Origin of the sequence: Paenibacillus litoralis (assembly GCF_046244365.1) — a bacterium.
Taxonomy (GTDB): domain Bacteria; phylum Bacillota; class Bacilli; order Paenibacillales; family NBRC-103111; genus Paenibacillus_V.
Map to the genome: position 1 here is coordinate 4,392,173 of NZ_CP176395.1, position 12,409 is coordinate 4,404,581.

At 51.6% G+C, this 12,409-nt stretch carries 10 protein-coding genes; 8 read left to right on the top strand and 2 right to left on the bottom strand.

Annotation, left to right across the window (positions count from 1 at the left end):
• Window positions 1-11 precede the first annotated feature (11 nt).
• The 8 genes from ACKGJP_RS18295 to ACKGJP_RS18330 all read left to right on the top strand — a co-directional run bounded on the left by ACKGJP_RS18295 (window position 12) and on the right by ACKGJP_RS18330 (window position 9,621).
• Window positions 12-881, top strand: coding sequence for a carbohydrate ABC transporter permease (locus ACKGJP_RS18295; RefSeq protein WP_409340267.1), 870 nt, complete (start codon window positions 12-14; stop codon window positions 879-881).
• Window positions 882-905: 24 nt separating this feature from the next.
• Window positions 906-2,462 (top strand): extracellular solute-binding protein, encoded by a 1,557-nt coding sequence (locus tag ACKGJP_RS18300; RefSeq protein ID WP_409340268.1) that lies wholly within the window; start codon window positions 906-908, stop codon window positions 2,460-2,462.
• 42 nt (window positions 2,463-2,504) lie between these two features.
• Window positions 2,505-3,791 (top strand): FAD-dependent oxidoreductase, encoded by a 1,287-nt coding sequence (locus ACKGJP_RS18305; protein ID WP_409340269.1) that lies wholly within the window; start codon window positions 2,505-2,507, stop codon window positions 3,789-3,791.
• A 113-nt stretch (window positions 3,792-3,904) separates the two neighbouring features.
• Window positions 3,905-5,740 (top strand): sensor histidine kinase, encoded by a 1,836-nt coding sequence (locus tag ACKGJP_RS18310; protein WP_409340270.1) that lies wholly within the window; start codon window positions 3,905-3,907, stop codon window positions 5,738-5,740.
• On the top strand, window positions 5,737-7,350 hold the full coding sequence (locus ACKGJP_RS18315; RefSeq protein ID WP_409340271.1) for a response regulator: 1,614 nt from the start codon (window positions 5,737-5,739) through the stop codon (window positions 7,348-7,350). Before ACKGJP_RS18310 ends, ACKGJP_RS18315 begins: the two co-directional genes overlap by 4 nt.
• A gap of 46 nt (window positions 7,351-7,396) precedes the next feature.
• Entirely contained in the window at window positions 7,397-8,371 is a 975-nt protein-coding gene (locus ACKGJP_RS18320) for an exo-alpha-sialidase (RefSeq protein ID WP_409340272.1), read from the top strand.
• 462 nt (window positions 8,372-8,833) lie between these two features.
• On the top strand, window positions 8,834-9,091 hold the full coding sequence (locus ACKGJP_RS18325) for a hypothetical protein (RefSeq protein ID WP_409340273.1): 258 nt from the start codon (window positions 8,834-8,836) through the stop codon (window positions 9,089-9,091).
• 62 nt (window positions 9,092-9,153) lie between these two features.
• Window positions 9,154-9,621 (top strand): hypothetical protein, encoded by a 468-nt coding sequence (locus ACKGJP_RS18330; RefSeq protein WP_409340274.1) that lies wholly within the window; start codon window positions 9,154-9,156, stop codon window positions 9,619-9,621.
• A gap of 76 nt (window positions 9,622-9,697) precedes the next feature.
• On the opposite strand, the gene ACKGJP_RS18335 is transcribed toward ACKGJP_RS18330, so the two are convergent.
• Both ACKGJP_RS18335 and ACKGJP_RS18340 read right to left on the bottom strand, forming a co-directional pair.
• Entirely contained in the window at window positions 9,698-11,542 is a 1,845-nt protein-coding gene (locus ACKGJP_RS18335; RefSeq protein WP_409347190.1) for a WG repeat-containing protein, read from the bottom strand.
• A gap of 2 nt (window positions 11,543-11,544) precedes the next feature.
• Window positions 11,545-12,381, bottom strand: a complete 837-nt coding sequence (locus tag ACKGJP_RS18340; protein ID WP_409340275.1) for a stalk domain-containing protein — start codon at window positions 12,379-12,381, stop codon at window positions 11,545-11,547.
• Between the last annotated feature and the right edge of the window lie 28 nt (window positions 12,382-12,409).

Consider the following 12,409-nt stretch of genomic DNA (forward strand, 5'->3'; position numbering starts at 1 on the left):
GAGACATCATCATGACAATAAGTCGTATGGAGAAATTATTCTCACTGGCCAACAGTATCATGCTCAGCACATTTGCCTTGCTTGCCGTTACTCCGTTCGTGCATGTGCTCGCACTATCGTTCAGCAGCTACCGCGCCATCATGACTGGCGAAGTCGTCTTCTGGCCGGTGGAGTGGACGCTGCACGCCTATCGGGAAGTGCTTGGTGACGACGCATTTGTCAATGCTACTGTGGTCAGCGTGGAACGAACGCTGCTCGGCACCGCCGTCAACGTTACGCTTACCTGCCTGCTCGCCTATCCGCTGTCCAAATCGTACATCTATGGCCGGCAAACGGTGTTGTTCATGCTTGCGTTCACGCTTATTTTCGGCGGCGGCATGATTCCAACTTACTTGGTCGTCAAAGAGACGGGCTTGCTCAACAGCTTCTGGGCCTACATCATTCCCAGTGCATTAAGCGCATTTAATGTTATCATCATGAAAAATTTTTTTCAAAGTGTGCCGAACGAGCTGGAGGAGTCAGCCCGCATAGACGGTTGCGGCAATTTGGGCATTTTGCTGCGCATCGTTGTGCCTCTGTCCATGCCTGCGATCGCGACCATTGCATTGTTTCACGGGGTTGGCCATTGGAATGCGTTTTTCGATGCCGTGTTGTATGTAAACGACAAAAAGTTATACCCACTGCAGGTGTATTTGCGCAATCTGATTCAACTGAACGATACCCAAATTCACCTGACCGACGGGTTGGAGCGCCAGATGCTCGCCATGGAATCGCTCAAAAGTGCAGCGCTCATCTGTAGTACAATACCGATTTTGCTTGTCTACCCGTTTTTGCAGAAGTATTTTGTCAAAGGCATTATGCTTGGTTCGGTAAAAGGATAAGCGACAATTAGGAGGGGAATCTCGATGAAACGTCAATTGGGAAGTTTGCACAGGCGGTCTGGAGTACGAGGATTATGCTTTGCGGTTCTCATCGGTTCGCTAACGTTGGTAACGGCTTGCGGAGGCAATTCGACCGGTTCGGCTGGAGAAGCCGGAACGTCGCCGTCCACGTCAAAAGTGGACGAGAAGCCGGTGCCAATCAGCATCGTGATCAGCAATACGTACAAGTATCCGGACGGCATGGACGACAGCAACAACCCGTACATCAATTACATCAAGCAAAATACGAATCTGGACATCAAAGCGATCGTGCCGCCGGCAGACGGATACAACGAGAAGTTGAACGTGATCATGGCTTCCGGCGAACTTCCAGATATGATCAAAGTAGGCGACCCTAGCTGGGTCGTCAACTACATCAACCAGAAGGCGCTCAAGCCGCTCAACGATTCGATTGACAAATACGGCGCCGATTTGAAGAAGCTGATTCCGAAGGAAGCGTGGGACAGCGTTACGATCGACGGCAAAATCTATGCGATTCCGAGCATCAACAAGACGCAGGCAATGGAATTGATGTGGGTGCGCAAGGATTGGCTCGACCGCCTCGGGCTGCAGGTGCCGAAGACGCTGGACGACTATGTTGCCGTCGCTAAGGCGTTTGCGGAGCAAGATCCGGACGGCAATGGCAAGAAGGACACGCTTGGGCTGCTGATCGGCGAAAACCTGAACAATACGACGCCATTTTTCGGCGCTTTCGGCGTGCAGCGCAGGCAATGGGTTGACCGCGGCGGTCAGCTCGTCTATTCCAGTACGCTGCCGGAAATGAAGCAGGCGCTGCAATTTTTGGCGGGACTGTACAAAGATAAAATCATCGATCAGGAATGGGCGCTGAATAAGTCGCAGGTAGTCGGGCAGAAGGTCGGCAGCGGAAAAGCCGGGTTGTACTCTGGACTGTGGAGCGCGCGGCGCGGAGAGATTCTGACAAATGAGCAGAACGATCCGAATGCCAAATGGGTCGAGGCCGGCTTCCCTATCGGCAAAGACGGCAAATCGGGAACGGTCGCGGGTAATTTGATCGCCACCTATAATGTCGTGCCGGTTACAAGCAAAAATGCCGATTCCGTGGTGAAAATGTTGAATTTCATGGTCGGAAAAGGCTACAGCGATCTGCTGCTCGGCTTCGAGAACCAAATATGGACACGCGACAAAGACGGAAAGGTAGTCACCAATTTCGAGGAGCACAACAAGCATGTATACCGGAACTCGCTTACCAACATAGTCACGCCGAGCGATCGCGCCTCTTATTATGTGCAGCTCAAATCGCTTGGCGAACAATTCAATTTGGAGCCCAATATCGAAATGATCAACAAGGTGCTGATGGAGACGAAATTTACCGGCATCCCGACCGCTTCGATGGGCAAGCATTCGGCTTCCCTCGACAAACTGGAGAACGAATATTTTACGAAAATCGTGCTTGGCATTTCCCCGATCGATACATTCGACGAATTCGTTGCGCAATGGACGAAGCAAGGCGGGGCTGAGATGACAAAAGACGTGAACGACTGGTACAAAGCGAAAAAGTAGTGGAAACGGGAGCGTAAGCACTCCGGGAGAGGAGGTTCAACCATGCAAGGTGCAACGTTAACGCATATCGCATGGAGCCGTCGCATTCCGCTGCGATATGAAGCGGATGTCGCCGTCATCGGTGGTGGAATTGCCGGCATTTCGGCTGCCTGCGCGGCGGCCGCGGGAGGAGCGAAGGTCATTCTGGTGGAACGTTTCGGCGTCACCGGCGGTAACGCCACCACAGGTGGCGTGGCGGCATTTTGTGGCGAGACGGCAGGACAGGGCGAAGTGTTCGACGCCATTATAGCCGATTTGGAACAGTTCCGCGCGATCGGCCCATACGGGTCGTATCCGAAAGTCGACCATCGGCTGTTCAATCATGAAATATTGGCGGTTGTGCTGCAAGAACTGTTGTTGCGGCGCGGAGTCAAGCTGCTGTTGCACACGCAATTCGTCGACGTGTCTGTCTCGGACGACGGTCGCATCAGGGAGTGCATCGTATGTGGCAAATCCGGACCGGAGGCGCTGCGGGCGAAGCAATTCATCGATTGTACCGGCGAAGCTCAGGTCGCCCACATGGCCGGGTTTGCCACGATGAAGGGGCGTCAGGAGGACAGCATTCAACTGCCGATGTCGTTGATGTTTTTCACCCGCGATGTGGAAGGGGACGACATCCATTGCCAAGTGCCTGAAGGCTGGTTCGAGACGATCCGTGACAGGGAAGAGTTGCCGATGACGTCAAGATGGCCCAATGGGCCGGGCAGCAGCGCTTTTAAGGTGAAAATCCCGATGTTCGACGCATCCGATACGGAGAGTATGACCGCCGCTGAAATTCGAGCCCGTCGCCGGATGATGGAAGTGCTCGATTACTACCAGCGCGTGGAGAACCGCAATTTCATTCTCGATCACTGCTCACCGCAGATCGGTATTCGCGAAGGCCGCAGAGTTGTAGGCGATTATGTGTTGACCGTCGACGATTTGCGGGCTGCCCGCACGTTCGACGATGCGATTGCACGCGGCGTTTACTTTCTGGATGCACACAAACCGGACGATGACAAACGTACATATGTGCTCGCCCATCACGATTTGAAAGTTCCGCCTTATCACATTCCGTTTCGTTCGCTGCTTGTCAAAGACAGTCGCAACATGCTTGTCGCGGGCCGTTGCATGTCGGCCGACCAGTTGGCACTTTCATCGGCACGAGTCATGCCAACGTGCGCAATGATGGGGCAGGCTTCCGGAATCGCTGCAGCGATTTCCGTACGGGACAGCTGTGATCCGCGGGATACCGATTACATGGAAGTACGGCGGACGGTGGAACAGAGAGGGGCTAATCTGTCCTTGTAATAGATACGGTTAGCAGGGAAGAAAACTTGCCAGTGCGGTGCTTATGAGTATGATGGAGAAAAGGAGCCCGCGTGCTGCAGGCTCCTGGCCAGCATACCGGGGGGAGCATATTCGTGAAATACGTCTATAAGGCGGTATTCAGATTATTCAGGGAGTCCGTTCAGGCAAGGCTGACGGCCTGTTTTTTGCTCGTACTGGTGCCGCTGGGGTTCATCGGTTTGTTTGTGGTGAGCGAATCGCAATCCATACTGGAGAAGCAGCTTGGCGAAAGAACACGGAATGCAATGGCATCTGCCATGGATAACATCGATCTTACGCTACAAGGTATTGAAGAGTTGTCGACGCTTATCGCTACCGACGAAAGCCTGAACAATATACTGAATAACGCCGGTTCCGTTCTGACCCCGAACGACGTTTACGAGTTCCGAAAAATATTGATTCAAGTCGTCAATATTTCGACAATCAATCAGGTGATCGCTCCCATTGCTATTTTACATGACAAATCCGGTATGCTCATTTCAAGCGGGTTCGGCGGCAGCCGGTTGGAAGACTATCGCGATAAGGACTGGTTCCAACAGGTGGAAGCCAACCAAGGTCGGTCCACCTTGGTTATTCCGCGTTCGCAAGCCGAGTCGCCGAATGGCGCGGATATTGTCCTGAACACCGGGAGCGTCACCTTCATTCGTTTAATGGATTTGTACAATCGGCAGCGGCAGCCGAATATGTTGATGATGACTGTACGCAAAGAGAATTTTATGCGGTCTTTCGCTAAAATAACGTCTTCTCCTCACGCGCGCTGGTATCTAGTCGCGGGAGACGGCCGGCTGGTAGCTGGGACGGCGGAAGCCGGCGATTTGCCGGAGTGGCCGGATGATGGGCAGGACATGCTCGTCCGGCGAATGCCGGATACGGGGGAGCAGGCTCTGATGTTCCGCGTACAATCGGAATTTTCCAAATGGTCGCTAGTGCTCATGCAGCCGGAAGCGGAAATTTACCGCGAAACGAAACAATTGCGGCTCTATCTTTATGTTATTATTGCGGTCAGCGGGCTGCTGGCAATCATCGTCCCCAGCGTTTTCTATACCGGTTTATCGGTGCCGCTCAAGCGGCTGCTGCATGGGATGAAGCAGATTCAGAAAGGCAACCTCGATGTCCAACTGGACGAGCTGCGACCTGACGAATTCGGCTACTTAACGAGGACATTCAATACGATGGCGCAGCGGCAGCAGCATTTGATCAAAAATATATATGAGCAGCATTTGCGCGTCGCGACGACTGAGCTTAAATTTCTGCAATCGCAAATCAACCCGCATTTTTTGTACAATACGCTCGACTCCATTTACTGGACGGCCCAAAATTACGACGCTGGCGAAATCAGCGATATGGTGCTCAACTTGTCGAAATTTTTCCGCCTGAGCCTAGGCAAAGGGCGTGATGCGTATACGATTGCCGAGACGATCGAACATTTGCAATTTTATTTACGCATCCAGCAGATCCGGTTCGAGGATCAATTCACTGTCGTTATCGATGTGTCGGAGGAGAGCAAGTCTTGCATGATTCTCAAGCTGCTGCTGCAGCCGCTTGTCGAAAACGCGATCATTCACGGGCTGGAGAAGAAGAAAGAAGGCGGGTTGCTGGAGATCAGCACGGCGATGAAAGATGGTCATCTGATCGTGTGCATCAGCGACAACGGCAGTGGCATGACGGCGGAACGGTTGGCGTTTGTAAGGGACAAGCTCGCGAAAATTGGGCAGGAATTTCTTCGGGAGCAAATCGGGGAAAGTTTCGAAGGATTGTTCGGGCTTAGTAATGTGAAAGCGAGAATGCAGCTGTACTATGGTCCTGAGGCGGAACTGCAAATCGAAAGTGAGCCGGGCAAGGGGACTAAGGTAGTCGCACGTATTCCCGAGCGACCCGGCAGCGTCGCGAACGGGGAGGAACCGACATGAATCTTGTTATTGTAGAAGACGAACCGAAGCTGCGCAACAATTTGGCGAACAATATTCCGTGGGAAGTCCACGGCATCGAAATCGCGGGATTGTACGAAGATGGGCTTGTTGCGCTGGATTTGATTGAGCGGAAGAAGCCCGACCTGCTGCTTATAGATATTGAAATTCCTGGTATGAACGGATTGGAGCTGGCGCGAACCGTTCTACGCGATGCCGCTTCTTTAAAAATTGTCATCCTGAGTGGGCACGATGATTTCGCTTACGCTCAGACTGCCATCGAGCTTGGTATAAGCAGCTATTTACTGAAGCCTGCAGGGGGGGCGGATATTCTACAAGCAGTTGCTGCCGCTGCGGATGAACTGCGACGCGAGCGAGAAGACAAGTACAACCAGATCAGTCTCAAACGGAAATGGGACGAAAATATGCCGCACCTGCAGGAGACGTTTCTGCAGCACTGGATCGGCGGCCGATACGATGCGTGGGAAGTGGAGCGTAGAAGCGGTGAATTGCAACTGGCGATCTGCAGTAGCGGCCGTTTTGCCGTTATGGCGATGGAAATCGATCCGCTTCTCGCTGACCAGCCGGACCGGCCTTCACGTTTCAGCAGCAAGGATACGGCGCTGCTGCAGTTCTCGCTGTTGTGCATTGCCCGGGAATACATGGCTGAGACCGTCTCGGGTTGGGTCGTAAACGATGAGGCCGGCCGAACGGTCTGCATACTGCCTGCTGAGGCGGACGAGATTGAGGCCATTTTCATGCAGCGCGTGCAGGCAACCGCCATCAAAATTGTGTCGCTTGTGCACGATTGCCTGAAGGTAACAGTGAGCGCCGGCATCGGTACCATCTGCTCCGGTGAACAGATTCGGGCATCGTATCAACAATCGGTACAGGCGCTGCACGAGCGGGTCGTTCACGGGCCGGACATCGTTATCCCGTATCGGCAGAACGAGATCAGAGCGAGCGTATTCTCCGTGAGTAGCCGTCCGGAACAGGCGTTGCAACGTGCTTTGGATCAGGGGGACGAAGTGGCGGCCGCAACGGCGGTTGGCGAGTTGTACGATGCTACCGTGGGGAAGGCGGAACATGCGGAGCAGGCAAGCGAATACGTTCTGTACGTGCATAGCCTGATGGTACGCGTTATTCATGCCAAAGGCTGGTCCGTCCGCGAGGTAACCGGAGTAGATTACGAATACTTCCGCCATCCGGATCGTTTGATCGGCAAAGAACAAATCGCCGCCTGGCTGCAGCGGCTGGTCGCCACGATATTCCGGTATGCCTCAGCACAGCGCAGCTCGAGTTCCAACGAGCTGGTGCGGACGATGATTGACTATGTCCAAGAGAATCTTCACCAGGACGTATCTTTGTATGCGGCATCCGAGAAACTATACGCCAATTCATCCTACCTAAGCCGCCTTTTCAAACAAGAGATCGGCAAGTCATTCAGCACTTATGTAACCGAAGTGAAGATGGAACGGGCCAGAGAACTGCTCGCGAACGGGGCCAAAGTGTATGATGCCGCCAAGCTGCTAGGCTATGGGGATGTCAGCTATTTCACTAAAATTTTCCGCAAGTTTTGGGGAGTTACTCCTGGGGAAATTAAGCGCCAGTAGCGGCAGTTCCGGTTCATTATATTTCATTTGGAGAGAGGAGAAGGTCATGAATCTCATCAGTGCAAGTAAACAGCTTATTTTCCCAGAAGCAAGTAAACCGACTGCCAATTGCCATGCATCGACGTTAGTTGTGATGCCTGACGGCTCGGTTATCAGCGCCTGGTTCGGCGGGACGAAGGAAGGGGATCAGGACGTCGATATTTGGGGAGCGATCCGAATGGACAGGGATTGGTCCGCTCCTTTTCGAATGGCTGGGGAGGCGGGAATTCCGCATTGGAATCCGGTGTTGTTCGCAGATGCCGAAGGAATCGTTCATTTGTATTACAAAGTAGGCCACACCGTTGAAGAATGGGTGACGCGGGTCTGTACATCCCGGGATGGCGGGCGTACGTGGAGCGAGTCGGTTGAGCTAGTCGCAGGCGACCGCAGCGGCGGAAGAGGGCCAGTGAAAAACAAGCTGATCATGCTGCAGGACGGAATGTTGGCGGCTCCCGCTTCGATCGAAACGGAGGAGATATGGGACGCATTCGTAGACTTATCTTCTGATGGCGGTCGGTGTTGGAAGCGCAGCCAAGTGGTACCGATTGCTCATTCCGCGCTCAAAGGGAAAGGGATCATTCAACCGACTTTGTGGGAGTCAACTCCAGGTCACGTCCACATGCTGCTGCGCAGTACCGAAGGATCGATTTATCGCAGCGATTCATCAGATGGCGGAAGTACGTGGAGCGAGGCTTATGCGACGCCATATCCGAACAATAACAGTGGCATCGATCTGGTGCGGCTGTCGGACGCCAGTTTGGTACTTGTGCACAATCCTGTCCCTGGCAATTGGGCATCTCGATCGCCGCTGGTTGTTAGTCTGTCCGCAGACAACGGTGTGAACTGGCGCGAAATGCTGACGCTGGAGGGGGATCCTGGTGAATATTCGTACCCTGCCATTGTTGCGCAGAGGAACCGGCTATTCATCACATACACCTGGAATCGGGTGCAGATCGCTTTTTGGGAGCTTATACTCGAATAGATAACAGTTCGGCTGGGGTCATGCTATTTGTCGGTATGTACCTTTGGCAGCCATAGCTCCAAAAAGCTCTGTCGGACGACAAGAACATAGCCCGATTAAAACCCGCATAACTTGCGGGTTTTTGATTTTAAAGGGTCAAGTTCTTGTCGCGGACGAACGACAAGAACTTGACCCTTTTGTCGAAGTAAAGTGCGGGAGCAGAAGAGTACTAAAAATTCCTTGTAAGTGATTGCCAAGGTTTTTGTTGTTTTGCTTGATTACATATTCACAAAACCCGTATTTTATACAGATGTCAGAAAATCTAATATATCAATTGTTACATCTACATGTCCCGCTTGTGTCTCATGATGGCAAAGCACTTAACTATTTTGAAGTTACTAACTTTGGCTTCGAACTCTCTCCGACGACCATCGCTGAAGCTGAGAAGTCTCTAACAACCAATCCTGAAAAGTAGAGGTACTTATGTCCGAAAAAGTGTATTTTTTAACTATCTGCCTCCCGCTCGCAACGTTGTTACTCATCTTCGGTATGAGATATTTCTCAGCCATCCAACAGGCAAAGTATCGCTTCGCCAGTGATGAGGCCTACCGACAGATCGCGGAAAAAGCCGTTGCCGCCCAAACTCAGGCAGCGAACGCACTCTCTTCCCTCGACGCCACACTTGTTGACGTCAATAATCGATTGACAGTGATCGAGAAGGTATTGAAAGAAGTCGAATAAATTGATCAGTGGCCTGTACGATCAGAAGCCAATTGAATCTACCAACCAAAAGGAGCTACCAAATGAACGAAGTATCGTTGTTTCGACTATATTTACTCAGAGCTGTGTATCTTTTCATTGCCGTTGGTCTCGTTATTTTCCAATTTCCAGCGGTCATCCATCAAGCGATCTATCAGGATAAACCATGGGAGTTTATGGAAGGAGTAGTAGCTTGCATGCAGGTGGCCTTTGGGCTGCTGGTGATCATCGGAATCCGCTATCCGTTGCAGATGCTGCCTGTGCTTATGTGGGAAATGATTTGGAAGTCGATTTGGTTGTTAATTGTCGCGCTACCACTGTGGTTATCCGGCCAGATGGACGATTCAATCGTCGCGAATGTTTTTGCCTGCACCTTTGCGATTGTTATTCCAATTGCTATGCCTTGGTCTTACGTCTTTGCAAAGTACATAAGGACAGCAGGAGATCGTTGGACAAATACGACAGTACGGGGATCAGTTATGGTTAATCAGGAGAAGGCCACAACATTATAGCAGTGATATTCCAGAATGAATTAGAAAACGGAGCCCGCAATCCTGCGTGGCTCCGTTTAGGTAGTTCCTGAACTCGTTACAATGATTTCTGCGGAGCAGTCTCCTCCTCCGTCCATACGATACGGCCTGACAAATCAATGTACCTCTCTGTTGATTCCCCGATGCTTACCTCCGCCATACCGTCTTGAAAATTGTCCGCCCATGTATAGACAGCAGGGATTACAAGCGTCCCAAGCTTATTTACGTACCCCCAGTACTTTCCGAGTTTGACAGGAGCAAGGCCTTGGCGGAAATCATGGGCACTGTCGAAGATCGGTTCGATGACCATATCGCCGGATTTGTTAATGAAGCCCCATTTCGCTTCCCGGTCATTTTGCTGAACCTTCACCGCAGCCAGTCCCTCTGAAAAAGAGGACACATCCGAATATCGCGGCTCTATGACAAATGTCCCGGAAAGATCAATGAATCCCCACCTACCCTCAGGATCGGAAAATGCAGATGCTCCGGCAAGACCGTCCTGAAAATATTTGGCTTTCGAAAAGTTAGGGGGAATGACGGTCTTCCCCTGTTTGTCGATATAGCTGTAAGTCTCGCCATCTTTCGTTACAGGAGATAAGCCTTCAGAAAAGTACTGGCCAAATAAGAAATTCCCTTGATAAGAAGGAGAAACGACTTCGTTCCCCTCTCGATCGATAAATCCTAAACGCATAGTTCCTTGAAAATTGCCGGTTAATACAGCTGCAAGCCCTTCGTTAAAAGAGAAACCGTACGTATAACGTTTGGGAATAGCAGGTTTTCCCGATTTATCGATGTAAGATGTTACAATCTCGCTTCCTTGAACATTCGTAACCACCCCCAAGCCTTCGTGGAAGGAGGATGCCACAGTAAAGGTCGGATCAATGACACTTTTACCTGTTTTGTCTATGTATCCCTCCAGATTCCCGTCCGGGGTATCAACGGTCACAACAGCCAGACCTTCCGAGAACCCGTGAATGCTTCTATATTGCGGATCAATCACCCAATTACCGGATCTATCGATAAATCCGTATATCCCCTTATGACCGGCAGGCCATAGAGGCCGATTATCTTTTTCTAATCTAGATGAAGTCGCATCAAGCAGCCCCTTAATCGAAGTGGAAACCGAGCCGTCCGCAACCATAGCGATGGGAGTTTTTCCTTCCGCATTGGGCAGCCATGGATCAGCTTTTGCGTCCAACAACAGTTGAACCAATTCCTTGTCATCTAATCGTATCGCTTGATGCAGTGCCGAATCTCCTTTTCCGTTCCTTGAGTCGGGATCCGCTCCGGCTTTCAGCAACGCTCGTACGGCATTAGGATCACGGGCTTCAATCGCCCTCTCCAGCAGCGTCATGCCAAAACCGTCCTCATAGTGGGGGTACGCCCCCGAGTCCAGCAACTGTCGGATCAAAGCGTCACTCCGGCGAATGACCGCCCTTCTGAGCTTTCCCTCGGCTGACGAAGCAATCTCAACTGTTCTCGTGGTACCATTCCAATCCACTTCTCCTTTGACATTCTCGGTAACAAAGCGCAAAGGAACATAAGTTACCCCGTCGCGGATCGCAGGCGGAGCCGTGAGCTCAACCGATTGTCCGTTCACCTTGGCTTTCCGGCTTCCGATCGAAAGCTCCATTTCCACGGATTTGCCCTTCCCCAGAACCGTCCGGGTTTCGTCGATCCAGAAAATTTGCAAACCAAGCTTCTCGAAGAACGGACGAAAAGGAACATAAACGCTATCCTCCAGAAGCTGTGCCCGCGGATCAAGCGGCAGTGGCCTCCCGTCCATGAGAACCTGGATTGGTTCCTCACTTTTGGAATCCGCATATAGCGTTGAGACTGGCGAGCAAAGCGTAACCGTAAGGAGAGCGGTGAGCAAACACGTTTGAAATCGTCTATTTCTCATCACTATGGTTTTCCTCCCGCAGCATTTCCGAATATGGATGTCATCTGAAACAAATCGCTGTCCTTCAGCTTCCACTGGCCTTCATCCGTACGTACGACCTGATACCAATTCTCTTGCACCTGATCGAATATTTCCGCGAAGTCATAGCTTCGGTTGCGCTGTTTGGTTTTCACCATATAAGTTGAAGTCCCATATGCCTCGGCTTGTATTGAGGTAACATCGTTTTTCCACTGCTTTCGCATAAAATAAGGCGCCAAGGCGGGCGAACGCTCGACGATGGATAATCCGGATTCAGACAAGTCATGAGTAGCTTTATAATCGTCACCTTGTTCCAGATGCATCAGAAAACGCAGCACCGCCTGCTTGGCCAGCTGCTCCGGCCGCCCGACCCGAACCTCCCGATTCACGCCGTCCCATTCGACCTCAAGCTGCATCGCTTCCCCGACAAATCGCAAAGGCACATAGAGAGAATCTTCAAAGATCTGCGGTTCAGCAGGTAATGAAATTTCCATATCGTTAATAACTGCCAACGTACTGTCGACACTCAATCGGATTTCGGTCCCTTCCTTCCGGCCCGTGACCGATCGCTCCTGATCATTCCATTCCACTTGAAGTCCGAGCTTTTCGAATAGCGGGCGGAAAGGGACCAATAAATGACCTTCCCGGATTAGTGGCTTTCGTTCAAAACGCAGAGGCTCTCCCTCCACCGCAATGCCGATTTCCTTTTTGCCGATTTTAAAAAGTCCGATATCCTGCGTTTCGGCTAGAATACCTCCCTCGTTCACAACTGTTAAGCTGCTTGAGGTCTGATCCTTGTTGTTCCGAATGATTCGAAACAACTCGTTGCCCTCACGATCAAGCCCATAA